Annotated in this window: 23 protein-coding genes; 7 read left to right on the top strand and 16 right to left on the bottom strand. The window is 67.7% G+C overall.

What is annotated here, in order from left to right:
- The first annotated feature begins 66 nt into the window (after positions 1-66).
- From ACSFBE_RS12850 to ACSFBE_RS12820, 7 genes are all read left to right on the top strand, one after another.
- Positions 67-2100, top strand: coding sequence for a putative bifunctional diguanylate cyclase/phosphodiesterase (locus tag ACSFBE_RS12850; RefSeq protein WP_435490786.1), 2034 nt, complete (start codon positions 67-69; stop codon positions 2098-2100).
- A gap of 178 nt (positions 2101-2278) precedes the next feature.
- Positions 2279-2803, top strand: a complete 525-nt coding sequence (locus ACSFBE_RS12845; protein WP_435490785.1) for a DUF6622 family protein — start codon at positions 2279-2281, stop codon at positions 2801-2803.
- A gap of 37 nt (positions 2804-2840) precedes the next feature.
- Positions 2841-3134 carry a 2TM domain-containing protein gene (locus ACSFBE_RS12840; protein WP_435490784.1) on the top strand — a complete coding sequence of 98 codons (294 nt, stop codon included), beginning with the start codon at positions 2841-2843 and terminating at the stop codon, positions 3132-3134.
- A complete protein-coding gene (locus tag ACSFBE_RS12835; RefSeq protein ID WP_435490783.1) occupies positions 3128-4168 on the top strand; it encodes an alpha/beta hydrolase family protein in 1041 nt (346 codons plus the stop codon). Before ACSFBE_RS12840 ends, ACSFBE_RS12835 begins: the two co-directional genes overlap by 7 nt.
- A gap of 63 nt (positions 4169-4231) precedes the next feature.
- Positions 4232-5281 (top strand): sensor histidine kinase, encoded by a 1050-nt coding sequence (locus tag ACSFBE_RS12830; protein WP_435490782.1) that lies wholly within the window; start codon positions 4232-4234, stop codon positions 5279-5281.
- A complete protein-coding gene (locus ACSFBE_RS12825) occupies positions 5278-6114 on the top strand; it encodes a LytR/AlgR family response regulator transcription factor (RefSeq protein WP_435490781.1) in 837 nt (278 codons plus the stop codon). Before ACSFBE_RS12830 ends, ACSFBE_RS12825 begins: the two co-directional genes overlap by 4 nt.
- Positions 6115-6240: 126 nt before the next feature.
- Positions 6241-7002 (top strand): EAL domain-containing protein, encoded by a 762-nt coding sequence (locus ACSFBE_RS12820; protein ID WP_435490780.1) that lies wholly within the window; start codon positions 6241-6243, stop codon positions 7000-7002.
- Positions 7003-7056: 54 nt separating this feature from the next.
- Here ACSFBE_RS12820 and ACSFBE_RS12815 read toward each other — a convergent pair whose 3' ends face one another.
- The 16 genes from ACSFBE_RS12815 to flhD all read right to left on the bottom strand — a co-directional run bounded on the left by ACSFBE_RS12815 (position 7057) and on the right by flhD (position 24756).
- Entirely contained in the window at positions 7057-7800 is a 744-nt protein-coding gene (locus ACSFBE_RS12815) for an RNA polymerase sigma factor FliA (RefSeq protein ID WP_435490779.1), read from the bottom strand.
- A gap of 21 nt (positions 7801-7821) precedes the next feature.
- Positions 7822-8706, bottom strand: a complete 885-nt coding sequence (locus ACSFBE_RS12810; RefSeq protein ID WP_435490778.1) for a MinD/ParA family ATP-binding protein — start codon at positions 8704-8706, stop codon at positions 7822-7824.
- A gap of 10 nt (positions 8707-8716) precedes the next feature.
- Complete coding sequence (gene flhF / locus ACSFBE_RS12805; protein ID WP_435490777.1) at positions 8717-11242, bottom strand: flagellar biosynthesis GTPase FlhF; 2526 nt, start codon at positions 11240-11242, stop codon at positions 8717-8719.
- A 2-nt stretch (positions 11243-11244) separates the two neighbouring features.
- The gene (gene flhA, locus ACSFBE_RS12800; RefSeq protein WP_435490776.1) at positions 11245-13347 is read right to left on the bottom strand and encodes a flagellar biosynthesis protein FlhA; all 2103 of its coding nucleotides are present in this window, start codon (positions 13345-13347) and stop codon (positions 11245-11247) included.
- Positions 13344-14486, bottom strand: a complete 1143-nt coding sequence (gene flhB / locus ACSFBE_RS12795) for a flagellar biosynthesis protein FlhB (RefSeq protein WP_435490775.1) — start codon at positions 14484-14486, stop codon at positions 13344-13346. Before flhB ends, flhA begins: the two co-directional genes overlap by 4 nt.
- Before the next feature lie 132 nt (positions 14487-14618).
- Entirely contained in the window at positions 14619-15266 is a 648-nt protein-coding gene (gene cheZ, locus ACSFBE_RS12790) for a protein phosphatase CheZ (protein WP_435490774.1), read from the bottom strand.
- Between the two features lie 2 nt (positions 15267-15268).
- Positions 15269-15664, bottom strand: a complete 396-nt coding sequence (gene cheY, locus ACSFBE_RS12785; RefSeq protein WP_435490773.1) for a chemotaxis response regulator CheY — start codon at positions 15662-15664, stop codon at positions 15269-15271.
- A gap of 27 nt (positions 15665-15691) precedes the next feature.
- On the bottom strand, positions 15692-16711 hold the full coding sequence (locus tag ACSFBE_RS12780) for a protein-glutamate methylesterase/protein-glutamine glutaminase (RefSeq protein WP_435491064.1): 1020 nt from the start codon (positions 16709-16711) through the stop codon (positions 15692-15694).
- Between the two features lie 56 nt (positions 16712-16767).
- Complete coding sequence (cheD, locus tag ACSFBE_RS12775) at positions 16768-17421, bottom strand: chemoreceptor glutamine deamidase CheD (RefSeq protein WP_435490772.1); 654 nt, start codon at positions 17419-17421, stop codon at positions 16768-16770.
- A 61-nt stretch (positions 17422-17482) separates the two neighbouring features.
- The gene (locus ACSFBE_RS12770; protein ID WP_435490771.1) at positions 17483-18319 is read right to left on the bottom strand and encodes a CheR family methyltransferase; all 837 of its coding nucleotides are present in this window, start codon (positions 18317-18319) and stop codon (positions 17483-17485) included.
- Between the two features lie 96 nt (positions 18320-18415).
- A complete protein-coding gene (locus ACSFBE_RS12765; protein WP_435490770.1) occupies positions 18416-19750 on the bottom strand; it encodes an EAL and HDOD domain-containing protein in 1335 nt (444 codons plus the stop codon).
- Between the two features lie 58 nt (positions 19751-19808).
- On the bottom strand, positions 19809-21851 hold the full coding sequence (gene cheA, locus ACSFBE_RS12760; RefSeq protein ID WP_435490769.1) for a chemotaxis protein CheA: 2043 nt from the start codon (positions 21849-21851) through the stop codon (positions 19809-19811).
- 50 nt (positions 21852-21901) lie between these two features.
- Positions 21902-22849 (bottom strand): flagellar motor protein MotB, encoded by a 948-nt coding sequence (gene motB / locus ACSFBE_RS12755; protein WP_435490768.1) that lies wholly within the window; start codon positions 22847-22849, stop codon positions 21902-21904.
- A 24-nt stretch (positions 22850-22873) separates the two neighbouring features.
- Positions 22874-23734 carry a flagellar motor stator protein MotA gene (gene motA, locus ACSFBE_RS12750; protein ID WP_435490767.1) on the bottom strand — a complete coding sequence of 287 codons (861 nt, stop codon included), beginning with the start codon at positions 23732-23734 and terminating at the stop codon, positions 22874-22876.
- 63 nt (positions 23735-23797) lie between these two features.
- Entirely contained in the window at positions 23798-24409 is a 612-nt protein-coding gene (gene flhC, locus ACSFBE_RS12745) for a flagellar transcriptional regulator FlhC (protein WP_435490766.1), read from the bottom strand.
- Complete coding sequence (gene flhD / locus ACSFBE_RS12740) at positions 24406-24756, bottom strand: flagellar transcriptional regulator FlhD (RefSeq protein ID WP_435491063.1); 351 nt, start codon at positions 24754-24756, stop codon at positions 24406-24408. The genes flhC and flhD overlap by 4 nt, the downstream gene beginning before the upstream one ends.
- Positions 24757-25072: the final 316 nt, after the last annotated feature.

The raw sequence follows: 25072 nt of genomic DNA, 5'->3' as shown, positions 1-25072 counted from the left end.
CCTCGGTCAATGCCAGCGGGCGGCCCGTTGCCTGTAAAGTCATTTGTGCCCCTATCGGCCGCCACCTTGAAACCCACCCCGCCCGTCACCTCGCGCACGTCGCCCCTCGCCGGCGAGATCTCGAGCCTGGTCCGCCTCGAGCAGTGGGCGGCCATCCGCCGCGGCATGCTTTCGGCCATTCCGGTCAACATCGTGCTGAGCGTGCTGGTGGCATGGGTGGCCTGGAAGTCCGGGCACGGCACGCTGGGGGCCTGGTGGTTGGCTGCGTCCCTCCTGGTCAACGGGATGCGCGTCGGTCTGTGCCTGCGAACCGGGCCGACGGTGCAGCCGGTGGCCCTCGCCGGCGGGCAAGCGGCAGCGCCACTGGCGGAGCAAGGCCGCACGACCCAGCGGCGCTTGCGGGTCGCGACCGCGACCGCGTTCGTTGCCGGCGGCATCTGGGCGCTGATACCGTTGCTGTGCGAAGGCTACACCTCGCGCGAAACCGTCTTCTACCTGATGGTGGTGTGCGGGCTGTGTGCCGGCTCGGTCACCTACGGCATCGCGTACGCGCCGGTGCCGATCGCCTTCTTCACGCCGGCCCTTCTGTCGGCCATCGGCGCTCTGGTCTACGCGAGAGGGTTCGAGCACCTGATCCTGGCCGGCGCCGTGCTGCTCTACCTCGCGACGCTGCTGCGCAGCGTGCTCCAGGGGCAGGAAGGTTTCATCGAAGCCAGCCGGCTGAAGAACGAGGCGACCACCACCATGGTCCAGTTGCAGAAGGCACACCGCGTGTCGACCGCCGCGACGCAGCAGCTGGCCCTTCGCCTGTCCCATGACCGCCTCACGGGGTTGTTCAATCGGGAGGGCATCGCGGAAGCCGCCATGCTGCAGATGTCCACCACGCCGGGCGGCACCTGGGCCGTCTTGCTGGTGAACCTCGACGGTTTCAAGGCGATCAACGACGCCCTCGGGCATGTGGCCGGCGACCGCGTGCTGCAGGACGTCGCGCGCTGGCTGGAGCGCGAACTGCTGGCGCAAGGCGCCGTCCTGGGCCGCTGGGGCGGCGACGAGTACGCCGTCTTTCTGGCCACGGCCGACGGCGAAGGCACCGCCCGCACGACGGCCGAGCGCCTGCTCGCCGGCATCGACGCGGCCAGTCCGCAGGCGGGCAGCCACCTGGGCGCGAGCATCGGCATTGCCGTCTCGCACGAGGCCCCATTTGCCGACCTGGTCAGCTTCGCCGACGAGGCGATGCAGGCCGCGAAGCGCTCCGGCCGCAACCGGCTGCGCGTGTTCGACGCGGCGCTGGGCCTGCGGCTGGCCGTGCGCAAGGACATCGAGGCCGAACTGGAAGATGCCATGGCATCGCGCGCCGTCACCGTGTGGTACCAGCCCATCGTGCACAGCGAGGACGGCCGGCTCCACAGCCTGGAGGCCCTGATGCGCTGGCACCATCCGCGCCACGGTTACATCGCGCCGGAGGAGGTGATCGCCGCTGCGGCACGCACCGGGCTGGCCGAAGCCCTGCTGCGCCTGCTCGTCCGGCTCGCGCTCGACGCCGTGCGCACCCTCGATGAGGCGGGACCGCCGTTTCACGGCATTCCGATTGCCATCAACGTGTCGCCGCGCGAGATGTCGCAGGTGGCCGTCGATCGCCTGGTGCTCGACCTGCTGCGGGCACACGGCGTGTCCGCCCACCGGCTGCAGATCGAGATCACCGAGGAGCTCGCTCTCGACACGCAGGCGGCCCGCGATCGACTCCAGACGCTGGCCGCCGCCGGCGTGGCGATCGTGGTGGACGACTTCGGCGTGGGCTACTCGTCGCTGAGCTCGCTGCGCGGCGACTACGTGCGGCAGGTCAAGGTCGACCGCAGCTTCATCGCCGGACTGCCGGGCACCGCCGGGCGCCTGGCCCTGGTGGAATCGATCGTGCGCCTCGGCCGCACGCTCGACATCGAGGTCGTGGCCGAAGGCGTGGAGACCGCCGAGGAGCTTGCAGCGCTGCGTGAGCTCGGATGCCCGCTGGTCCAGGGCTTCCACCTCGCGCGTCCGGCACCGCTGCAGCAGCTGCTGGCTGGCGCCGGCCAGGGCCGACAGCGGTCGCCCGACGCGGCCTGACCGTACCGCCAGGGTCCAGGGCGCCCCGCCCTGATTCGTCCCGGCCTGTCGCGACGCAATGCATCTCGCGCCGCGCGCTCGGCAGTTCGTCGCATGGCGCTGTGGCGCGTGCCGGCGCGCGGGCACAGTGGCGGCCATTCAACGCAGCCCTTCCCTCTTCGCCGCCAAGGAGCCTCCCATGCTGATCCAGATCCTCGCCGGCACGCCCAAGTGGGTGTTCGCCCTGTTCGCCCTGCTGCTCTGGCTGGGCAGCCGTCAATTGCTGTCCCATCGCATCAGCCTGACCCGCGCCACGCTGATGCCCGTCGCGATGACCGCGCTCTCGGTGTATGGCGTGCTGTCGGTCTTCAGCCACCAACCGGTCGCCCTGCTCGGCTGGGCCGTCGGCGCCCTCGCGGCGGGCGCCCTCGTGCTGCAGCGCCGGCTGCCTGCCAGCACCCGCTACCTGGCGGCGCAGCGCCGTTTCGAGCTGGGCGGCACGGCGGTCCCGCTGGTGCTGATGATGGGCATCTTCTTTACCAAGTACGCGGTGGGCGTGCAGGTGGCGCTGCATCCCGCACTGCCCGGCAAGCTGGGCTTCGCCCTCGGCGCGGGCGTGCTGTACGGCGCCTTCAGCGGCGTCTTCGCCGGCCGGGGCCTGCGGCTGTGGCGGCTGGCGGCCCATCGGGACAGCGCCATCGCCGGCCGTCGGGCCGCCCTTTGAAACGGCCCGCCCTTCGCAGTTTTTCAAGGAGATCGTGATGGACAACGACAACACAGAACTTCGACTCGACCAGCTCGCCCGCCGCCGCGCCAAGGCCAAGCTGGGCTGGTTCGCCCATGCCACCGTGTACCTGGCGGTCAACCTCGGGCTGATCGCCCTCTCGTTGGCACACGGCCGGGGCTGGGCCGTCTTCCCGCTGCTCGGCTGGGGCGTGGGCCTGCTGCTGCACGGGGCGGCGGTCTGGCTGTTCGCACCGGGCGGCAATCTGCTGGAGCGCATGGTGCAGCGCGAGCGCGCCAAGCTGGCCGCAACGCGCGGCGAGCCGTGGTGAACGGCCGGTGCAGGCGCCTGCTGGCGCTGGTCGCCCTCGGCACCGCCGCCGGCCTGGCCTCGGCCGCCACCGGCCTCACCGTGCTGCCGGCGCCACTGCACAGCGGGCCAGTGACGGTGTTCTATCCCACCAGCGCGGTCGCCGCCGGCAAGCTCCAGCGCGGCCCCTTTTCGATCGATGCCTCGCTCGACGCGGCGCCGCTGCGCGGCAACGGCCGCCTGGTGGTGATGTCGCACGGTTCGGGCGGTTCGCCCTGGCCGCAGGCCGACCTGGCACAGGCACTGGTGAAAGCAGGCTTCACCGTCGCGATGCCCGAACACGCCGGCGACAACTGGCACGACATGCGCGACGTCGGCCCCGTCACCTGGAAGCACCGGCCCAAGGAGGTGTCGCAGGCGATCGACGCGATGGCCGCCGATGCGCGCTTTGCACCGCTGCTCGACTTGCAGCACGTCGGCGTCTATGGCATGTCGGCCGGCGGCCTCACCGCGTTGACGCTGGCCGGCGCACGCTGGTCGCCGGCCCGGCTGTCGAAGCACTGCGACGCGCACCTGAGCGAGGACTTCCCGACCTGCGTCGGGCTTCTCACCGAACTCGACGGCGGTTTGCTCGACCCGTTGAAGCGCACCATCGCCCGCTGGATCATTCACTTCAAGTTTGCAAACGACACCGCTCTGCAGGGCTGGTACGAGCCGCGCATCAAGGCGGCGGTGGCGGCTGTGCCGATGGCGGCGCCGGTCGACGCCGCCTCGTTGGCGCAGCCCCGCATCCCGCTCGGCCTGGTGCGCGCCGGTCAGGACGCCTGGCTGGCGCCGCCCCGGCACATCGACGCAGTGCGTGCCGCATGCCAAGGCTGCACGCTGGTGGCCGACATGCCGGAGGGCGGCCACGGCTCGATCCTGTCGCCGCAGCCGCCGGACCTGCCCGAGCGCGCCGCGAAGCTGCTGAACGACCCGCCCGGCTTCGACCGCGGCAGCCTGCCCGGCGTGTACGCGGCCATCACCGCCTTCTTCATGAAGCATCTGGCGCCATGAATGTGCGGCGGCATGGACCGGTTCGAGCCGCCCGGCCGACACCGCCGAGCTAAGCTCGCTGCCATGAAGATCCAGTGGACCGAGGCCGCCCGCCACTACCTGCAGGTCCTCGCGTTCTGCTGCGTGGTTGCGGTGCTGACCACTCTGATCTGGCCGGCCAAGACCTACTTCGTGCAGGTGGGCTATGCCGCCTCGGTGGGCACGATCACCTGGGCGGTGATCGAGTTCGGCCGCTACTTCGTCGACGAGCGCAATTGCCATTCCAGCCACACCGGCGGCCACGGCTGGCCCAAGGGCTGGCGCGGGCTGCTGCTGACCGCCATCGGCATCGCCTTGGGCTTCATCTTCGGCGACCGCCTGGGCGATATCTTCTTCGGCACCGGCCTGGTGAACTCGCCGCGCGACAACAAGATCAGCCTGGCCATCACCATCGTGGCCGGCGCGGTGGCCAGCTTCTACTTCCATGCGCGCGGCAAGGCGGCAGCGATGGCTGCCAAGATCAGCGCTGCCGAACGCGACGCCAGCGAAGCCAAGCTCAAGCTCCTGGAAACCCAGCTCGAGCCGCACATGCTGTTCAACACGCTGGCCAACCTGCGGGCGCTGATCACGCTCGATCCGCCGCGCGCGGTCGCCATGCTCGACCGGCTCAACAGCTACCTGCGCGTCACGCTCGCCGGCTCGCGTGCGGTCTCGCACCCGCTGTCGGCGGAGTTCGAGCGGCTGGGCGACTACCTCGCGCTGATGGCCGTTCGCATGGGGCCGCGCCTGCGCTACACGCTCACGCTGCCGGAGGAACTGCGCGACGTTCCGGTGCCGCCCCTCTTGCTGCAGCCGCTGGTGGAAAACGCCATCCGCCACGGGCTCGAGCCGAAGGTCGAGGGCGGCCAGATCACGGTCCGGGCAAGCCGTGAAGACGGGCGCCTGGTGCTCGCGGTGTGCGACACCGGCGTGGGTCACGATGAAGACGCCGTGCCGTCCGAAGGTGGCGGCTTCGGCCTGACGCAGGTTAAAGAACGGCTGGCGACAATTCACGGTGCGACGGGCGTCCTACGGTTAACCCCCTTGCACGACGGCGGCACCTGCGCGAGCATTTCCTTTCCGGTGTCGCCATGAAGCCAACCGCTCTCATCGCCGAAGACGAGCCCTTGCTGGCCCAGGCCCTGCAAGCAGAACTGACCCATGCCTGGCCCGAGCTGGAGGTGGTCGCCAATGTCGGCGACGGTCGCACCGCCGTGAGAGAAGCCCTGCGCCTGCTGCCGCAGGTCCTGTTCTTCGACATCCGCATGCCCGGCCTCGACGGCCTGGCCGCCGCCACCGAGCTGGCCGATGCCTGGCCGGCCGAGGTGGCGCCCTTGCCGCAGCTTGTCTTCGTGACCGCCCATGACGAATACGCGGCCCAGGCCTTCGACGCCCAGGCGATCGACTATGTGCTCAAGCCGGTCGAAGCCGACCGCCTGGGCCGCACGGTGCAGCGACTGAAAAAAGCCTTGGCGCTGCGCCGCTCGGCGGCGGTTCCCCACGAAGACATCCTGGCCAGCACGCTCGCGCAATGGCGCAAGCTGCTCAGCGTGGCCGGCGGCCAGGCCGATGCCGTCGGCGCGGGCGCACCGCTGCTGCAGTTCATCGCCGCCAGCGAGGCGGGCAGTTCGGGCGCCACGGTGCACATGGTGCCGATCGGCGAGGTCGAGTATTTCGAGGCCGCCGACAAGTACGTCCGGGTGCTCACCGCCACCCGCGAATACCTGATCCGCACGCCGCTCAAGCAGTTGCTGCCGCAGCTCGATGCCAACGCCTTCTGGCAGGTGCATCGCGCGGTCGCGGTGCGCAGCGACGCGATCGAGTCGGTGCACCGCGACGACAGCGGCAAGCTGTCGCTGTCGCTGCGCGGTCGCCGCGAGGCCATTCCGGTCAGCCGGCTCTACGCCCACCTGTTCCGGGCCATGTGAGCGGCGGGCGCCGCGCGCCCTCTTCAATTTCGCCGCCATCGGCCGATAAGCCTGTTGGGTCCTTCGGCATGCGCCGTGCTCAAGCTCCGGCCGTCGGGTCGCCGGAGCGCCTCCTCCAATGCAGCCATGCAGGGTATCGATGTGACAGAAACAGACAAGTTGTTCAGTGCGGACGGGGCTCCGGCCTTCCGCCCGTTCACGATGGCCTTCCAGCCGATCGTGGACGTGGTTCGCCAGGAGGTCTTTGCCCACGAGGCCCTGGTGCGTTCGAACTGCGCCACCAGCGTGGCGGCGTTGTTCGGCGAATTGCCGGCGTCGCAGCGCTATGCCTTCGACCAGGCCTGCCGCGGCAAGGCGATCGCGCTGGCCGGCGCGCTCGGCATGGAGTCGCGCCTGAGCCTGAACATGCTGCCCAATGCGCTGGCGCGGCCGGAAGACTACGCCTCGCAAACGGTGATGACCGCCGAGCGCTTCAACTTTCCGACCGAACGCCTGATGTTCGAGGTGACCGAGGGCGAGCAGATCGCCAACGTGCCGCATCTGAACGAGGTGCTGCGCGCGTACAAGCCGCGCGGCCTGACCTCCGCCATCGACGACTTCGGCGCCGGCTTTGCGGGCATCGAACTGCTCGCGATGTTCCAGCCCGATGTGGTGAAGATCGACATGCACCTGGTGCGCGACATCCACACCGACCGGGTGCGCCGCACCATCGTGCGCGGCCTGGTGGGCATCTGCCGCGAATTGGGCATCCGGGTGGTGGCCGAGGGCGTGGAGTCGCGCGAGGAGGTCGAGGTGCTGCGCGGCTTCGGCGTCGAGCTGTTCCAGGGCTATCTCTTCGCGCGTCCGCAGGTCGAAGCACTGCCGGTCATCAACTGGCGCGCGGCCTGAGGCGACCGCGCCCGAGCGCGCGCTTGCGCTCGCGCTCGCGCTCGCGCTCGCGCTTCAATCCTCCGCCAGCACGTCCTTGAGGCGCGCGCGCAGCCGGCTGATCGCCTGGCTGTGCAACTGGCACACGCGCGACTGGCTCACTTCGAGGATGGCGCCGATTTCGCGCAGGTTCAGTTCTTCCTCGTAGTACAGGTTCAGCAGCAACTGGTCGCGCTCGGGCAGCGTGGAAATCGCATCGATCAGCTGATGGCGGAAGCCGCTTTCCAGCAGTTGCGCCAGCGGGTCGTTGCTGCCGCCGCGTTCGCGGCTTGCCGCCTGCGCGTGCATGTCGATGAAGGGGTTCTCCGCCTCGCCCTTGGCGAAGTCCTCCACGTACAGCAGCTGGCAGCCCTGCACCTCCTGCAGCAGCGACTGGTAGTCGTGCAGCTCCATCTTCATTTCCTTGGCGATTTCGCCCTCGGTCGGCGAGCGCCCCAGGCTGTGCTCCAGCTTGTGGATCGCCTTCTCGACCGCGCGCGCCGATTGCCGCAGCCCGCGCGAGCCCCAGTCGCTGGCGCGCAGCTCATCGAGCATGGCGCCGCGGATGCGCTGGCTGACGAAGGTCTCGAACTGCGCGCCCTTGCCGTCCTCGTAGCGGCTGGAGGCGTCCAGCAGGCCCAGCATGCCGGCCTGGATCAGGTCGTCCAGCTCGACGCTGGCCGGCAGCTTGGCCAGCATCTGGAGCGCGATGCGCCTCACCAGCGGCTGATGCTGCGCCAGCAGGTGGGACTTTTCAATGGTTCCCTGTGCGGTGTACACGCGGTCCCTTTCCGTGGAGGTTCAGAAGCTGCTGCCCTGGAAGGCAGCAGCAGGATGGGAAGCGGCATGCGCCGCGTCCATGGCGCCGTCGACGATGCGACGGCCCTGTTCGGCGGCGCGCGATCGCAGCACCTTGGAGCGCCATGGCGAACGCCACAGCTCGTCGGCGATGCGCCGGAAATCCACCGCCGCCGGGCTGGTGCCGAAGGCCTCGACGACGGTCTGGTACAGCCGCCGCGCGTCGGCCTGGTGCGGGTCGGCGCGCACCAGCCCGCCGTCTTGCAGCGACATCGCCAGGTGCCGGCTCCCGGTGTTCACGAGGTTGGTCAGCATCAGCTGCGCCGCGTCGGCGTCCTGCACGCCGTTGACGATCAGCCGCGCCTGCTTCAACGCGTGCGCATAGTGCAGCCGCTTGATGCCGGCGTAGGCGGCGGTGACGGCGCTCGGCGTCGGCTGCAGCACCAGCACCAGCTCGTCGGCCATCTGCGCCAGCGGCAGCAGGCGGCCTTCGTCGTCGAGCGCGGCGTCGATCAGGATCGCGCCGCCCTGGTAGAACTCGCGCGGGTCGGAGGTGGCGACTTCCGGCTCCGGCGGTGCCGGCAGCACATGGACGCCGCAGGCGGCGACCACCGCCGCACCGGCGCAGCGCAGGCGATGCTGGGCCACGTCGGTCCAGGTGCCCAGCGCGTCGATCGCCCACTGCGCGCAGACCGAGCCGGCGCGCGCCGCGTGCTGGTCGAGCAGCAGCACGTCCTTGCCTTGCAGCACCAGGGCGGCAGCGAGGTTCATCGCGGCAGTCGTCGCGCCGGCGCCCCGGCCCATGCCGGCCACGGCGATCACCCGTGTCGGTGCCGGCGCCAGCAGGCGCCGCAAGCCATCGGCCTGGTCTGGGACCAACTTGCTCATGCGCGCGTCCTCATCCCAGCTGTTCCAGCTTCGACATCTGCGTCGGCGCCGTCGATTCGGTTCCCAGTGCCTCGAGCAGCAGGAACAGCTTGCCCATGCCGGCGTACAACGCGTTGCCGGTCAGCGGGCGGCTGGCCCGCGCGGGGCGGCCGCTCAGCTGGTTGAGCAGCGTGCGCGTGCGCTCGGCCCATTCGCCGTCCGCGCGCAGCAGGCGCCACACGGTGGTGGTCATCTGGCCGGCGATCAGCACCCGCTTCATCATGTTCGGGTCGCCCAGTTCGCCCAGGCCACCCACCAGTTGCACACCCTGGCGCATCAGGCGGAAGCAGGGCTCGTTCTCGCTCGCCCAGGCCTGCCACTGCGCCAGCTGCGCGCCGGTCACGGCGCCGTCGATGTTCGACAGCGCATAGCTCTGCTGCAGCACCTTGGCGCTGCGCGCGTCGACGATGCGTGTGACCACGCAGCGCAGCGTCGGCATGTCGGCGCGGGTCAGCCCCGCGGCGGCAGCGGCGGCGTTGAAGCGCAGCAGCACGGCGCACTCGGCTTCCGACTGCAACGCCGGGCGACCGCCGAATTGCACCGGGCGCGGTTCGTCGAAGCGATGGTCGAGCCGCGCGAGTGCGCGACCGGCACCGGTTTCGGTGTCGGTCACCGCCGTCGAGGCGACCGCACGCGCCAGCCAGCGCTGGCCCTGCGCCTGCCACTGCAGCATCGTCTCGGCCGACGGCAACTTGGTCAGCACATGCACCAGCGACTTGCCGAAGTCCTGCTGGCGCAGCCACTGCACCTGGCGCAGGCCGGGCCGGCGCATCGCCTCGGCACTGGCCGTCGACAGCCAGCCGTTCGGCGCGGCCAGCGGCTGGCCGGTGCGGTCGGACAGCAGCAGGCTGGTGTGGCACTCGTAGGCATCGTCGCCCTCGGAGCGCAGGCCGACCTGGCTGCTGAGCGCCAGCACATGACTCTGGCAGCCGGCTGCGACTTCGCTGCGGGCGTGCACCAGCAGATCGTCGAGCACCACGCGCTGGGCGGCACCTTCGTCGCCCGCCTGGCGCCACAGGCCGCGCGCCCGTTCGAAGCCGATCTGCGCGCCGGCGAGTGCGCCGGCCGCGGTCGCCAGTTCCTGCGCGTCGTGCGCCATGGCGCGGATGAGGTTCTGGTATTGCGCACGCAGGCGGTCGGCCTCGGCCTGGGCCTGCACCGTCTGGGCCGAGGGCGCACCGCTCGTCTCTTCGCTGCTCTCGACTTCCGGCGGCACGAACAGCGGGCTGTGGCGGCGCGGCTGGAACACGCTGTCGATCAACTGTGCGCGGTCGGCGGGCATCAGGTTCTCCGGCACCTTCTGACCGCAGGAGATGTAATGCACCGGCAGGCGGTGGCGAATGACGGTGTCGATCAGCGCACCGGGGTGCGTGGCCTCGTCGACCTTGGTGAAGATGCAGCCGGCCAGCTCGTTGCCGCCGTTGCCGTTGCGGTAGGCATGCACCACTTCGTTGAGCGTGTCGCCGTGGCTGGTCGCGTTCAGCAGCAGCAGGCGCTTGACCGGCCGATGGCTGGTGCACAGCATCGCGATCTGGTCGGACACCGCGCGGTCGCGCTGGCTCATGCCGACGGTGTCGATCAGCACCAGGTGCTTGTCGCGCAGGTCCTGCAGCACCAGGTGAAGGTCGGCACTGTCCTTGACGGCATACACCGGCACGTTGAGGATCTGGCCGTAGATGCGCAGCTGTTCGTAGGCGCCGATCCGGTAGCTGTCGGTGGTCACCAGCGCCACCTTGTCGGCGCCGAAGCGCATGACGCAGCGCGAGGCCAGCTTGGCGGTGGTGGTGGTCTTGCCGACGCCGGTCGGGCCCATCAGCGCGTACACGCCGCCCTGGCGGAACAGCGCGTCTTCGTCCTCATGCACCGGCACCGCGCGGATCAGCTCGCTGCGCGCATAGGCCATGCCTTCGGCGTAGGTCTGTCCGGTGGGCATCTTCTCCAGCATCGCCCGCGAGAGGCGCGCCGAGAAGCCGGCGCCGAGCAGCGTGCGCAGCACCCGACCGCGCACCGGGTCGCGGCGCTGTTTGTCGTTCCAGACCACGCTGGCGAGTTGCTCCTCGAGCATGCCGCGCATCGAATGCAGTTCGTTGAGCACCGTCTCGTCCGCGGCCGCAGCCACGGGCGCCAACGCGGGCGCCGCGACGGCGACCGCGACCGGCGCTTGCGCGACGGCCAGCGCCGGTTCGGCCCGAGGCGCTGTCACCGCGACGGGCGCCGGCATCGGCGCGACCATCGGCATGCGGGGCTCCGCCGGCGCCGACTGCGCCAGCACGCGCTGCGCGAAAGTCTCGACGGGCGCCGGCGCCGGGTTCGACACCTGCTGCACGGCGGCACTGATTTCGCCCTCGGCCATGGCGACGATCTCGACCCCTTCGGCGGAGGCCCGGTTGGTCAGCACGATGGCTTCGGCGCCGAGCGCCTCGCGCACCAGGCGCAGGGCTTCGCGACTGGTCGCGGCGACGAATTTGCGGGCAGTGGTACGCACGTCGTTGGTCATGGTCAAACTCTTCCTCCAAGGGTGGCGGTGATCTTGATGTTGCGGGTGTCAGGGATCTCCGCATGGGAGAGCACCTTCAGTTGCGGCAGGCTGCGCCGCAGGAAACGGGACAGCAGCACGCGCAGGCTGTGCTGGACGACCAGCACCGGCGCCAGGCCCATCTGCTCCTGGCGGGCGATGGCCGTCTGCGCCTGGCGCAGCAGGTTGTCGGCCAGGCCGGGTTCGATGCCGCTGTTGCTGCTCATGGCCTGCTGCAGCACGCCGTCGAGCGAGCCGTCCAGGCCGATGACCTGCATCTCGGTGTCGCCCGGGAAGAGCTGCTGCACGATGGCGCGACCGAGCGCGAGGCGCGTCAGCGACGTGAGTTCGGTGGCGTCCTTGACCGTCGGTGCATGTTCGGCCATCACGTCGAGGATGGTGCGCATGTCGCGGATCGAGACCTCTTCTTCCAGCAGGTTCTGCAGCACCTTGTGCAGCGTGCTGAGCGACAGCACCTTGGGCACCAGGTCCTCGGTGAGCTTGGGTTCGGTCTTGCCGATCTGGTCGAGCAGCTGCTGGACTTCCTGGCGGCCCAGCAGGTCGGACGCATGGGTCTGGATCAGGTGGTTCAAGTGCGTGGCCATCACGGTGCACGCATCGACCACCGTGTAGCCGAAGATCTGGGCCTGCTGGCGCAGGCCGCCGTCGATCCACACCGCCGGCAGGCCGAAGGCCGGGTCCTGCGTCGGCGTGCCGGCGAGCGTGCCCGACACCTGGCCGGGGTTGATCGCCATCCACTGGTTCGGGAAGGCTTCGCCGCGGCCGATCTCGACGCCCTTCAGGCTCACGATGTAGGTGTTGGGCTTGATCTCGAGGTTGTCGCGGATGTGCACCACCGGCACCAGGAAACCGACGTCCTGCGCGATCTTCTTGCGGATGCTCTTGATGCGGCCGAGCAGCTCGCCCTTCTGCGACTGGTCGACCAGCGGAATGAGGCGGTAGCCGACTTCCATGCCCAGCGGGTCGACCAGCGCGACGTCGTCCCAGGTGGCCTCGGCCGCCTCCGGCGTCGGCTGCACCCCCGCCTGCGCGGCAGCTTCGGCAGCGGCCTGCTCGGCGCTCGGCGCCGCCTTGCGCTGAAGCCCGCGCCGGCCGAGCCAGACCAGGCCGCCGGCGATCAGCAGGAAAGCCAGGTTGGGCATGCCCGGAATCAGGCCCATCAGGCCGATGATGCCGGCGGTCAGGAACATGACGTTCGGGTTGGCGAACAGCTGGCCGGTGAGCTGGCTGCCGACGTCCTGGTCGGTGGTCACGCGCGAGACGATCACACCGGCGGCGGTCGAGATCACCAGCGCCGGAATCTGCGCCACCAGGCCGTCGCCGATGGCCAGCAGCGTGTAGGTGGTCGAGGCGGTCTGAAAGTCCAGGCCGTGCTGCAGCATCCCGACGAACAGGCCGCCGATGATGTTGATGATCATGATCAGCAAACCGGCGATGGCGTCGCCGCGCACGAACTTGCTGGCACCGTCCATGGAACCGTAGAAGTCGGCTTCCTGCGCCACCTCGGCGCGGCGCTTGCGGGCCACGTCTTCGCCGATCAGGCCGGCGTTGAGGTCGGCGTCGATCGCCATCTGCTTGCCGGGCATCGCGTCGAGCATGAAGCGCGCGCCGACTTCCGCGATGCGGCCGGCACCCTTGGTGATCACCATGAAGTTGATCAGCACCAGGATGATGAAGACCATCACGCCGACGGCGAAGTTGCCGCCGACCAGGAAGTGGCCGAAGGCCTCGATCACCTTGCCGGCCGCATCGGGCCCGGTGTGGCCGTGCATCAGCACCACGCGGGTGGAGGCGACGTTCAGCGACAGGCGCAGCAGGGTCGAGAACAGCAGCACGGCCGGGAAGGCGGCGAAGTCGAGCGCCTTCATGGTGTACATGCTCACCAGCAGCACCATGATGGAAACCGCGATGTTGAAGGTGAACAGCAGGTCCAGCAGGAAGGGCGGCAGCGGCAGCACCATCATGCTCAGAATGAGGATGATCAGGATGGGGCCGGTCAGCCCCTTGAACTGCTTTCCATCGAGCATGCCCTTGGGCAGGCGCATCAGCCCGGCGAGTGAATTCATGCGGCGCTCACGTTGTATTGAAGTTCGGTGGGAACAGGCAGGTCGGCCGGCGTGCGCGGCGCTTCGCCGCCCTCGTCCTTCCAGCGCTTGAGCTGGTAGACCCAGGCCAGCACTTCGGCCACCGCCGTGTAGAGGCCGGCCGGAATCTCATCGCCCAGGCGGGTGTGCTTGAACAGGGCCCGGGTCAGCGGCGGCGCTTCGAGCACGGCCACGTTGTTCTCCTTGGCCAGCTCCCGGATGCGCTGCGCCACCAGGTCGCTGCCCTTGGCCACCACGCGCGGTGCGCGCATGTCGCCGTCGCGGTACTTCAGGGCCACCGCGAAGTGCGTCGGGTTGGTCACCACGATGTCGGCCTTGGGCACCTCGGCCATCATCCGGCGCTTGGCGACCTGCTGCTGCATGCGGCGGATGTTCGCCTTGACGTGCGGATCGCCCTCGCTTTCCTTGTGCTCCTGGCGCAGGTCCTCGCGCGACATGCGCAGCTTCTTGGCGTGGCTCCAGAGCTGGTAGGGCACGTCGATCATCGCGACCAGCACCAGCGTCGCGGCGATCACGGCGCAGTCGACCACGATCATGCGGATGGCGTGCGGCAGCGCGCGGTGCGCCGGCTCGCCCATCAGCGACACCATGTCGCCGATGTGGCCCGAGATGACCCACCAGGCCACGGTGCCGACCAGCAGCGACTTGGCCAGTGCCTTGGTCAGCTCGGCCAGCGACTGCGTCGAGAACATGCGGCCGATGCCGGCCAGGGGATTGAGCTTGCCGAAGTCCGGGCCGATGGCCTTGGTCGAAAACAGCCAGCCGCCCAGCATGAGGGGGCCGACCAGGGCCGCCAGCACCATCATGCCGAAGAAGGGGGCGATGGCCAGGAGCGATTCCAGCACCATCGACCCGGCCTGGGTCAGCATGTGGGAAGCATCGAAGGCGGCGTGGCGATCGAACTGCAGGCCGCGCTGCAGGGTACCGTTGAAGGTGCTGCCGAGGGAGCCGGAGGTGAGCCAGATCCCGGTGATGCCCGCCCCCAGGATCACCAGGGTGACGAGCTCGCGGGAGCGGGCCACATTGCCATCCTCACGCGCCTTTTCCAGGCGCCGCGGGGAGGCGGCTTCCGTCTTTTCGAGATCGCTTTCCTCAGACATTCTTGCTCCGAACCGGCATGCGCGAATCGCGCCTTGCACATGACTGAATTATTCGTTTCAGTCGTTCAGAACAATCGGTCGATCAAGCCCCCGAACCCCCCGCTTCTCGCACAATGAGACGCCCCGGGCGCCCTAGAAACCCAGGCTTGCCAGCAGGTCGTCGACCTGCGACTGGTCGCTCACCGCATCCGGGTTGCCGACGACGACCTGCGGACCGTTCTGCAGGCTGGATGCCCCCGACTCGACCGGCCGGCGGTCCGCCGGCACGTTGTCGATCAAGACCTGGAGCAGCTGCGTCTCCATCTCGTTGACGACTTCCATCATCTTCTTGATCACCTGCCCGGTCAGATCCTGGAAGTCCTGTGCCATCAGGATTTCCATGAGCTGCGAGTTGATCGCGCTGGCCTTCTCGGGCACCGCGCCGAGGTAGCTGCGCGTGTCCTCGACCAGACCGCGGGCCTGGTCGAGCTCGATCGGGTTGGCGAACCAGGCGTCCCAGCGCGAGGTCAGACCCTTGGCCGAGCGGGCCAGGTCTTCCTGCAAGGGCTGCGCCACGTCGACCGCGTTGAGTGCGCGGTGGGCGGCGCGTTCGGTCATGGTGACGACGTAGTTGAGCCGGTCGCGTGCATCGGGAATGGCCTGTGCGGCCTTTTCCACCTGCTTGTCGAGACCCAGCTCGCGCATGCCGTCGCGCAGTTGACGCGTGAGGTGGCCGATGCGGCCGAGGAGTTCTTCGGCCGTGTCGTGATGGTCTGCTGTTGCCAGCGCTTGGATGGACATGGTCAGGCCCCTTTGGCGAGCTTTTCGAAGATCTTGATGATCTTGTCCTCCAGCGTCGCCGCGGTGAAGGGCTTGACCACGTAGCCGTTCGCGCCGGCCTGGGCCGCCGCGACGATGTTTTCCTTCTTGGCTTCGGCCGTCACCATCAGCACCGGCAGCTTGGCCATCGCGGGATCGGCGCGAATGGTCTGCAGCATCGTCAGACCGTCCATGTTGGGCATGTTCCAGTCGGAAACGACGAAGCCGAAGCCGCCGCCCCTGAGCTTCTCGAGGCCGGCTGCGCCGTCCTCGGCCTCGTCGACGTTGAGGAACTCCAGCTCTTTCAGCAGGTTGCGCACGATGCGCCGCATGGTCGGGAAGTCATCCACGACCAGGATCTTGATGCTCTTGTCAATCACGATGTTTCTACTCCACAAAGTCGTTCATCAAACTCGGTTCGTCCGTTCGCCGAACGTGCGCAGATGCGTCAGCACACGTCGGCACATTTCTCCCAGGGGCGCCACTTCGTCCGCCGCGCCGATGGCGATCGCCTCGCGCGGCATGCCGAATACCACGCAGCTGGCCTCGTCCTGCGCCAGGGTGTGGGCGCCGGCCTTGCGCATGCGCAGCAGCCCTTCGGCGCCGTCCTTGCCCATGCCCGTCAGGATCATTCCGATGGCGTTCTTGCCGGCATGCTTGGCCGCCGAGTCGAACAGCACGTCGATCGACGGGCGATGACGGTTCACCGGCGGCTCCTGGTCCAGGTGCGCCACGTAGTTGGCGCCGCTGCGCCCGAGCGACAGGTGAAAGCCCCCCGGCGCGATGTAGGCATAGCCGGGCAGCACGCGCTCGCCGTGCTCGGCTTCCTTCACGTGGATGCGGCACAGGGAATCGAGGCGTTGCGCGAAGGATTTGGTGAAGCCGCCGGGCATGTGCTGGGCGATGAGCACCGCCGGCGAATCGGGCGGCAGCGGCTGCAGCACTTCGCGGATGGCCTCGGTGCCGCCGGTGGAGGCGCCAATGATGATCAGCTTCTCGGTGCTCAGCAGCGGGCTGCGCAGGAGCGACTCCTGCGGCACATCGGCCGGCCTGGCGGAGGGCTGGCGCGCGGCGATGATGCGCGCGCTGGCGGCGGTGCGGATCTTGCCGGCGATCAGCTCGGTGTAGTTGAGCAGCCCGTCTCGCACGCCCAGCCGCGGCTTGGTCACGAAGTCGATCGCGCCGAGTTCGAGCGCCCGCAGCGCGATCTCCGAACCGCGTTCCGTCAGCGAGGACACCATCACGACCGGCATCGGGCGAAGCCGCATCAGCTTCTCGAGGAACTCGAGCCCGTCCATGCGCGGCATTTCGACATCGAGCGTGAGCACGTCGGGGTGGGTGACCTTGATGAGGTCGCGCGCGACCAGCGGGTCGGCCGCGGTGCCGACCACCGTCATGTCGGGCTGGCTGTTGATGATCTCGGTCATCACGCTGCGTATCAGCGCCGAGTCGTCGACGCACAGCACCTTGATCTTGTTCGTACTCACGGTCTTCCTTTGTTCTTGGCCCCGGACAGCATGGCCGTGGCTGCGGTTTTTTCGGTGCCCAGCACGCGCGGTGCCACGATCTGCCGCAGCAACTCGCCCTCCTCGCGCTGGACCAGCTGCACGTCCGTCTGTGCGCGCAGCTTGCGCACGCTGGCCTTGCCCGTCGACGGCAGGAAACAGACGCGGCGTGCGTGCGGGCCGCGCAGGTCCTGCGCCGCGACCACGATGCGTTGCTCAGCCAGGTAGCGCAGCACGAAGTCGGAATTGCGGTCGCCGATGTTCAGCGTCGTCATGTTCGCCAGCACCGCGCCGCCGCCGAAGACCTTGGCCTGCAGGCGCTCGCGGCGCGCGCCGGCCCGCACCATCTCGGCGACCAGCACGTCCATGGCATAGGTGCCGTAGCGCATCGCCTCGCGTCCGTCGCGTGCGCTGCGGTCGCTGTCGTCCGGCAGCATGAAGTGGTTCATGCCGGCCACTCCGCTCTCGGCGTCGTGCAGACAGGCCGCCACGCAGGAGCCGAGCACGGTGCTCAGCACGGTGCCGGTGGTCGTGACGTAGTACTCCGCCGGCAGCAGCTTGACCGCCATCTGGTTCAGATCGCGGTCGAAGTAATGGTGGCTGGCGAGCGCACTCGACGCTGAAGGATTCATCGGAATACCTTCGTGCTCCGCACTGCGGTGCGAGCTTGCTTGGGGCGGCCCGGCGCGGCGCTCATGCAGGCACCGCAGTTTTCGTGCGCACCACCGAGTACACCGTGTGCCCCAGCGGCTTGAAGTTCTGGTTCACCAGCGACGCATTCTCCGAATGCCCGGCGAACAGCAGCCCGCCCTGCTTGAGCAAGGGCAGGAAGCGGTCGAGGATCTTGCTCTGCGTCGGCTTGTCGAAATAGATCATGACGTTGCGGCAGAAGATCGCGTCGACCGGCTCCTTGACGGACCAGGAAGCGTCGAGCAGGTTGAGGCGCGAGAACTTCACCAGCTGCGCCACTTCCGGGCGGATGCGCACGCGGCCCGCGTTCGCGCCGGTGCCCTTGTTGAAGAAGCGCCGCAGCCGCTCGGTCGACAACCGCTCCACCTGTTCGAGCGTGAACACGCCCGCCGCGGCCTTCTGCAGCACGGCGGTGTCGATGTCGGTGGCGACGATGCGCGCGGACGCAGCCTTCTGCTCGCCCAGCGCCTCGATCAAGGTGATCGCGAGCGAGTACGGCTCCTCGCCGGTGGACGCCGCCGCGCACCAGATCGTCACCGGCTCCTTGGCCTTCTTCACATGCTCGGCCAGCACCGGGAAGTGATGCGCCTCGCGGAAGAAGGAGGTCAGGTTGGTGGTGAGCGAATTGATGAAGGCCTGCCACTCGTCCTCGTCGTTGCCGGCCTCCAGCATCGCCAGGTAGGTCACGAATTCCGGAATGCCGAGTTCGCGCAGGCGGCGCGACAGGCGGCTGTACACCATCTGGCGCTTCTGGTCGCCCAGGGCAATGCCGGCACGGCGATGGATCAGCGTGCGGACCTTGGTGAAATCGCTGTCGGTGAAGGTGAATTCGGTGCTCAAGGCTGCCTCGGTGTGTGGGGGTCAATGTACATAGCGTTCACTGGATTCGAGCGTCCGATCAGAGAGGCCAAAGCCGCGCATTTCGTCGATGGCGGCCTAAGCCGCCTCCGCTCCCGTCCCCACGTCCTGTGCCCAGGCCAGCGCCGTCAGATGCGCGCTGTTCACCTGCTCCGGGCTCAGGAACAGCTCTTCCGACAGTTCGGCCGCCAGGGCACCGTCCGACTCGCAGCTCTCGGCCAGCGCCAGGAACGGGCCGTAGACACCGGTGCGCCGCAGGATCGCGTCCTGCACCGGCTCCGGCAGGTTCACATGCTGGAGCACCTCGGCGATCGGCAGCCCGAGCAGCTGGTCGATCAGCGACAGCATGCCCACCACGAAGAGGTTGTCCGCTTCGGCCGGCGGCAGCAGGCCCTGGCCGAGCAGTTCGACGAAGCGGCCGCGGATGATGGCCTTCTTCGTCATGTAGGGCGTTCCCGCCGTTGTGTGGCTGCTGGCCAGCAGGATCGTCAGCCAGCGGAACATCGGCGCATAGCCGAGCATCGAGACCGCATGGCGCAGCGAGTGGACTTCCACCGCCCCGCCGATCGCCGGCGAGTTGATGTGGCGCAGCAGCCGGTAGGTCAGGCGCGCGTCGAGCTTGAGCGAGGCCTCGATCTCGCGCACGTCCTCGTTGCGGTGGATCATGCGCATGAGCTGCACGATCAGCTGTGCATCGGGCTGCAGCGCGTCGACCACCTGGCGCACCGGCAACAGCGGGAAGCCGCCGTCCACGAAGGCCTTCATGTGGAAGCCGGCGCTGGCGTCCAGATCGCTAAGGTCGTGCATGCGCGTCGCGATCCATTGCACCCGCACCGGGTCGGGGCCTTCGCGCAGGCGCGCCAGCAGCAGCGGGTTGATCGCACCCACGTCCATGTGGGTGATGATGCGGCGCAGTTCCGGGTCTTCCGGAAACCCCGAGGCGCCGCAGAGCATGAAGCCGAAGCCCTGCTCGCGCAGGTACATCAGCATCGGACGGGCATCGACGTCCGAGAGGTCTTCCAGCGACATGCACAGCACCATGTGCTCGGCCGGCAGCGCCTGGAGTTCACCCGCGAAGAGCGATTCGATGGTGGCGTCGACGAACAGCTCGAGCTCGTCGAGCGCCCACTGGCGGCCGTCGCCATTGAGGTGCTGCGCGATCGCGCGCAGCAGCACCTTGAAGCCGACCGAACCGCCCTGCCCGGCCGCCGCCGTGGACGGCCGCCAGCCCAGGCGATAGCCCGCCACGCGCTTGCGGCCGTCCAGCAGCATCGCGTGCACGATGTGTCCGGGCGCCTCGGCCGGGTCGGTGCTGCGCTGCGCAGCCGCGACGGAGGCCGTGGCCCCGTCGTGGGGCCGTTTGTCGACGGCCTCGTGCTGCGGCTCGGAACGCCGGAAGAAATCGAAACGCATGGCGGTTCCCTGCTGGTCCTGTTGATCCGTGGCCGGATGGCGATGCGTTCGGGCGGCCTCAGGCCGCAGCCGATGCCGTTCGCGACGCCGTCGCCAGGGCCGACAGGCTCGCTGCCTGTGCGCGCTGGATGCGCGGCATCGCGGCCACGTCGATGATGAAAGCCACGCTGCCGTCGCCCAGGATGGTCGCGGCCGAGATGCCCGGCACCTTGCGGTAGTTGGTCTCGAGGTTCTTCACCACGACCTGGTGCTGGCCGAGCAGTTCGTCGACCATCAGCGCGAAGCGCGTGTCGTCGGCCTGCACGATCACCAGGATGCCCTGGGTCGGCTTGGTCTGGGCGCCGGCCACGTCGAACACGCGGTGCAGCTCGATCAGCGGCAGGTACTCGCCGCGGACCTTGATCACATGGCCGTCGGCGGTGATCGAATGCAGATGCTCCTCGAGCGGCTGCAGCGATTCGATGACGTAGCTCAGCGGCAGGATGTAGGCCTCGCTGCCCACCTTGACCGACATGCCGTTGAGGATGGCCAGCGTCAGCGGCAGCACGATGCGGGTGGTGGTGCCCTTGCCGCCGCGCGACTGGATCTCCACATGGCCGCCCATCTCCTGGATGTTGCGCTTGACCACGTCCATGCCGACGCCGCGGCCGGAGATGTCGGTGATCTGCTCGGCGGTGGAGAAGCCCGGCGCGAAGATCAGCTGCCACACCTCGTCGTCCGACATCGCCTCGCTCACCGGCATGCCCTGCTGCAGGGCCTTGGCCAGGATCCGCTCGCGGTTCAGGCCGGCGCCGTCGTCGCTCACCTCGATCACGATGTTGCCGCCGTGATGCTGCGCGGACAGCAGCAGCTGGCCGGTCGCGTCCTTGCCGTTGCGCACGCGCACCTCGGGCGTCTCGATGCCGTGGTCCAGGCTGTTGCGCACCAGGTGCGTCAGCGGATCGACGATGCGCTCGATCAGGCCCTTGTCGAGCTCGGTTTCCTTGCCGAAGGTGTCCAGGCGAATCTGCTTGCCGAGCTTGGCGCTGACGTCGCGGATCACCCGCGGGAAGCGGCTGAACACATAGTCCATCGGCATCATGCGGATGGACATCACGGATTCCTGCAGGTCGCGCGCATTGCGCTCCAGGTGGCCGAGGCCGCTGAGGAAGCGCTCGTAGGCCACCGGGTCGAGCATGGTCGCGGCCTGCGTGAGCATCGACTGCGTGATGACCAGTTCGCCCACCAGATTGATGAGCTGGTCGACCTTCTCCACGTCGACGCGGATCGAGCTGGACTCCTTGCCGCCGGCCGCCGCAGCGGCGGGGCTTGCGGCCGGCGCGGCCGGTGCCGGTGCAGCGGCCACCGGCGCGGGCGCTGGTGCAGCCACCGGTGCCGGAGCGCTCGCAGGCACCTGGGCGGGTGCGGCTTCGGCACTGGCGCGCTCGATCGCGATCTGCGAATCGTCGATGACGAAGCAGCACACCGCGACGATCGCGTCGGGCTCGCAGGTGGTCTCGAGCATGACGGTGAGATCCGTTCCGCTGCGGGTCTGCGACAGCACCGTGCCGAGATTGGTCAGCTCGCCGGCGAGCAGTTCGCCTTCGCCTTCGGACAGCCCCGAGAAGCGAACTTTCAGGACGCCATCGCCGACCGCGACGGGCTCGGCCGCTGCGGGTGCCGGCGCTGCCACCGGGGCAGCGACCGCGACCGCAGGCGCCGACGCGGCGCCCTCGGCGCTCTCGCGAGCCAGTTGTTGAAGAACGCCGCAGATGTGTGCGACCCGGTCGGCCTCGGGTTCCCGATTGGCCTGATAGGCGGTGAGTTGGTCTTGCAAGGCGTCCTTCGTTTCGAGAAAGGCATCGATCATGGGACCGCTTAGGCGCAACTGCCCGTGTCGCGCCCGGTCCAACAGGGTTTCCAGAAGATGGGTGGTTTCCGTCAGCGCGGTGAAGCCGAAGGTGGCCGCCCCACCCTTGATGGAATGCGCCGCGCGGAAGATCGCATTGAGGTGTTCGCTGTCGGGCTGCTCGACATCCAGCTCGAGCAGCAACTGCTCCATCTGCGCGAGGAGCTCGATGGCTTCGACGAAAAATGCTTGCGTGAATTGACTGAGGTCCATTTTTTTCCCCGTCACCGGCACCCCGCCGACGACATTGGGCTCGCTGTGGTCTATTTCGTTGGAGAGGCGGGTTGCAATGCCACGGTCTTGAGGTTCGCTGGCGCCGATTCGGAGGGCGACGCCGGCGTCGGCATCGCCTTCTGCCTGAGATTCATCGAGCCCAGGCTGCTGGTGTTCTCACGCTCGATCTGCGCCTGCGTGCGGTGGTTCAGCAGGATGATGCTGATGCGGCGATTGATCGGGTTGCGCGGGTCGGCCTTGTCCAGGTGCATGGTGTCAGACAGGCCGACCACCCGCATCACCTTGCCGTCGCTCATGCCGCCGGTCATGAGCTCGCGGCGCGAGGCATTGGCGCGGTCGGCCGAGAGTTCCCAGTTGCCGTAGGCGCGGTCACCGTTGGTGTAGCTGAAGGCGTCGGTATGGCCCGACAGCGTGATCTTGTTGGGCAGCTCATTGAGCATCGGGCCGACCTCGCGCAGGATGGCGCGCATGTGCGGCACCACCTTCGCACTGGCCAGGTCGAACATCGGGCTGCGCTCGTTGTCGACGATCTGCAGGCGCAGGCCTTCGTTCGTGATGTCGATCAGGATCTGCGAGCGGAACTGCTTGAAGACCGGGCTGCTCTCGAGCATCTTGTCCAGCCGCTCCTTCATGCTGGCCAGGCGCTGGGCATCGATCTCGTCCTCGCTCGGCGTCTCGGCGTTGTTCACTTCGCCCTGCACCCGCATCGGGTCGGCACCGCCGCCGGGAATGACGCTGTCGCTCAGGCTGCTGCGCTCGCCGCCGGCCAGGGCGACCTTCAGCGGCATCTTGAAATGCTCGGCGATGCCTTCGCGCTGCTTGGGCGTCGCCACCGAGAGCAGCCACATCACCAGGAAGAACGCGAACATCGCCGTCATGAAGTCGGCATAGGCGATCTTCCAGCCGCCACCATGGTGCCCCGCGGTCACATTGATGACCTTCTTGACGACGATGCGGCTTTCCTTGGCGGCGCTCATGGTGAAACTCCGTGCCCTTTCCGGTCAGCGCGCCTTGACGTCGCGAACATGCGAGTCGAGTTCGGTGAAAGACGGGCGCTCGGTCGAGAACAGCACCTTGCGGCCGAACTCCACCGCCAGCTGCGGCGTGTAGCCATGCATGCTCGCGAGCAGCGTGACCTTGGCGCACTGGTAGGTCTTCATGTTCTCCTCGACCTGCTGGTCGATGAGCGATGCCAGCGGCGAGACGAAGCCGTAGGCCAGCAACACGCCCAGGAAAGTCCCCACCATGGCGTGTGCGATGAGCGCCCCCATTTCGGCCGGCGGCAGGTCGGCCGAGGCCAGCGCATGCACCACGCCCAGCACGGCGGCCACGATGCCGAGTGCGGGCAGTGCGTCACCCACGCGGGACAGGCTGTGCGAAGGCACTTCGGCCTCGTGTCGGATGGTCTCGATCTCGTGGTCCATCAGGGCCTCGATCTCGAAGGGGTCGGTGTTGCCGCTGATGGCCAGGCGCAGGTAGTCGCAGATGAATTCCATCAGCTCGGCGTCCGCCAGGATTTTGGGATAGCGCCCGAAGATGTCGCTGCCCTTCGGGTCTTCCACGTCCGATTCCAGTTTCATCATGCCTTCCTTGCGCGCCTTGGCGAGCAATTCGTACATGAGGGCCAACAGGTCCATATAGAGCTGGCGGTTGTGCTTCGACGAGCGCAGCAGCCGGGGCAATTCGCGCATCGTGGCCTTGATGGTCTTGCCGTTGTTTCCGGCGATGAAGGCGCCCAGGGCGGAGCCGCCGATCATCAGCACTTCGATGGGCTGGAACAGCACGCCGAAACTGCCGCCCATGAGCGCATAGCCACCGAATACGGTGCCCAGCACGACGAGATAACCGAGAAGAACGAGCACACGCGCCCCCTTTCGCCCTGAGGCATCAAATCAAATAACGGGAACGACAGCGCGTGCCATGGCTCAATGCACGCCGCTGCTGTTCAAAGGCAAACCAAAACCGGAACGATCCAGGGCGTGCGCCACCGGCTCGACCGCCACCACCGCTGCGGCGCGCTTGGGCGGGCGCGCCTTGCCGGCACGCGACGGCGGGCGGCACAGCACGCACACGTAGCCTGTCTTTGTGTCGTGCGCATGCGCCACGAATTGCCCGCCGCAACGGCTGCAGGAATTCAGTTGCAGCATGTCGCTGTCGAAAAATCGCACCATCGTGTAGGCCCGGGTGAAATCGAGCACGACTTCACCGCCCTGATATTCGTGCTGCTCCAAATACAGGCGGTAGCTTTTGATCAGCGCCTGGAGTTTGGATTCTTTGGCTTGAACCAGCATGAATCTGTAAATGTTATAAAACATCGAAGAATGGATATTTGCCAGCCAGGTCATATACCAGTCGGTCGAAAATGGCAAAAGACCTTTGGGCGGCGAAACACCCTTCAATTCTTTATAGAGCTTGATCAGCCGTTCACGGCTCAATCCGACTTCGGCTTCGAGGAATTGAAGACGCGCACCCAGCGCAATCAATTCAATGGCGAGCTTGACTTCCTTGACGTCGCCCAGAACCGTTTTTGCGTTCATGCCGCGGCCCCCGTCGAATGCGCCGGCACCTGCTGCCGAGCGGCCATGAGGATCGACAGGTGGGCCTGCTGCAAGGCGCTCTCCTTGCCCTCGCCCACCACGGCGAACATGGGGTGGTCGTCGAGGCGGAAGCTGCACAGGAGCAGGTTCGAGGCCGCCAACTTGACGATCTGGGCGAGCGACATGCTGGCCAGGAGATCGGCCAGTTCTTCGCCGATCCCGAGACGGAACATGGCCGCCGCACGGTCCTGCTTGACCAATTTTTGGGCCAACAACATATAGGCCAGATTGATATCCCCGATTTCTCGAAAAATCTCGCTGTTCACCGAACGACCGTCGCTCTCAATATTCACGCTGACTCCATAGATAGCTTTGTAGCATCTTAAAACACATTGTTAACAAGTGTTACGGAAGACCAGGGCCACGCCGCTCGAAGTGCGACTTTTCGCACGCGGTGTGGGACTTCTCCTACAGTTTGGGTGGATGCGCTGCGCAATTCGCAGCGGGAAAGTAATGCCATCCACCATCCCCGCAGCAGCGAAAATGGAATACCTAGAAAAAAGTATTCACAGCATTTAAATTGACTGAAAACACCCTGCTGAAATTGAATGTCGTTCTCATTCGAGTGCATCGACAATGCGACTTCGGCAGAAAGGAAATACA

It is taken from the genome of Variovorax sucrosi, assembly GCF_051216635.1.
In the GTDB taxonomy this organism is placed as follows: domain Bacteria; phylum Pseudomonadota; class Gammaproteobacteria; order Burkholderiales; family Burkholderiaceae_C; genus Variovorax.
This window is presented reverse-complemented; position numbering and strand designations above follow the sequence as displayed.

Bases quoted from the DNA above. Each gene is read 5' to 3' on its own strand.
- ACSFBE_RS12845 (WP_435490785.1), top strand. From the start codon at position 2,279: ATGCTGATCCAGATCCTCGCCGGCACGCCCAAGTGGGTGTTCGCCCTG.
- ACSFBE_RS12840 (WP_435490784.1), top strand. From the start codon at position 2,841: ATGGACAACGACAACACAGAACTTCGACTCGACCAGCTCGCCCGCCGC.
- ACSFBE_RS12830 (WP_435490782.1), top strand. From the start codon at position 4,232: ATGAAGATCCAGTGGACCGAGGCCGCCCGCCACTACCTGCAGGTCCTC.
- ACSFBE_RS12825 (WP_435490781.1), top strand. From the start codon at position 5,278: ATGAAGCCAACCGCTCTCATCGCCGAAGACGAGCCCTTGCTGGCCCAG.
- ACSFBE_RS12820 (WP_435490780.1), top strand. From the start codon at position 6,241: ATGCAGGGTATCGATGTGACAGAAACAGACAAGTTGTTCAGTGCGGAC.
- ACSFBE_RS12810 (WP_435490778.1), bottom strand. From the start codon at position 8,706: ATGAGCAAGTTGGTCCCAGACCAGGCCGATGGCTTGCGGCGCCTGCTG.
- flhF (WP_435490777.1), bottom strand. From the start codon at position 11,242: ATGACCAACGACGTGCGTACCACTGCCCGCAAATTCGTCGCCGCGACC.
- flhA (WP_435490776.1), bottom strand. From the start codon at position 13,347: ATGAATTCACTCGCCGGGCTGATGCGCCTGCCCAAGGGCATGCTCGAT.
- flhB (WP_435490775.1), bottom strand. From the start codon at position 14,486: ATGTCTGAGGAAAGCGATCTCGAAAAGACGGAAGCCGCCTCCCCGCGG.
- cheZ (WP_435490774.1), bottom strand. From the start codon at position 15,266: ATGTCCATCCAAGCGCTGGCAACAGCAGACCATCACGACACGGCCGAA.
- ACSFBE_RS12780 (WP_435491064.1), bottom strand. From the start codon at position 16,711: ATGACCGAGATCATCAACAGCCAGCCCGACATGACGGTGGTCGGCACC.
- cheD (WP_435490772.1), bottom strand. From the start codon at position 17,421: ATGAATCCTTCAGCGTCGAGTGCGCTCGCCAGCCACCATTACTTCGAC.
- ACSFBE_RS12765 (WP_435490770.1), bottom strand. From the start codon at position 19,750: ATGCGTTTCGATTTCTTCCGGCGTTCCGAGCCGCAGCACGAGGCCGTC.
- cheA (WP_435490769.1), bottom strand. From the start codon at position 21,851: ATGGACCTCAGTCAATTCACGCAAGCATTTTTCGTCGAAGCCATCGAG.
- motB (WP_435490768.1), bottom strand. From the start codon at position 22,849: ATGAGCGCCGCCAAGGAAAGCCGCATCGTCGTCAAGAAGGTCATCAAT.
- flhC (WP_435490766.1), bottom strand. From the start codon at position 24,409: ATGAACGCAAAAACGGTTCTGGGCGACGTCAAGGAAGTCAAGCTCGCC.